General features: G+C 43.8%; 1 pseudogene. It reads left to right on the top strand.

What is annotated here, in order from left to right:
* Positions 1-706: pseudogene (locus ACWHAR_RS27215) on the top strand (STAS domain-containing protein); the annotation flags it as partial.

Consider the following 706-nt stretch of genomic DNA (forward strand, 5'->3'; position numbering starts at 1 on the left):
TATATCATAGACAACACTGCGGATATTACTGAGAAATGGTTCAGTTTGCGTTGCCAGCTAAAAGGCGAGCTATATTCCGCCAGCCATTTAAGTGAAGAAACGAAAACACTTTTAACCGAGCAGCATACATTTACCAATATAACAATCGCAAGCGCATTTCTGGAGGATCAAACCGATTTTCAAGAAAACATGACAAAATGGGCGGAAAACGTTGCGAAAAACAGGGTAGAGCAGGATGTTCAAGTGCATGAGGTCGTAGAAGCCATATCCAATTCTAGAATCTCATTCTGGGACGCAGTCGCAACATTTATAAAAGAGAATCAGGAGATCATCACAAATGAGGATGCAGACCGATGGAACCGCATTGTGAATCAGTCGTTCGATAAGCTGATTATTGAATTCTCCGAGCAGTACCAAAAATTCATGCTGATGAGGCTCACATCTCAGCAGGAATTGATCTCAGAGCTTGGCTGCCCGGTCATTTCCATTGCCGATGGAATCGGGATATTGCCGCTTATCGGCTCCATTGATACAAAACGGCACATGTCATTTTAGAAACAGTGCCGGTCCGCTGTGTCGAGAGAAAAATCACAAGCCTCGTCGTTGATCTTTCAGGTGTTCCGATTGTGGATACCATGGTGGCTCAGCAATTGTACAACCTGTCTAAAACGCTTTTCTTATTAGGCGTCAAACCCGTATTTTCAGG

Source organism: Bacillus sp. LR--39 (assembly GCF_053613335.1).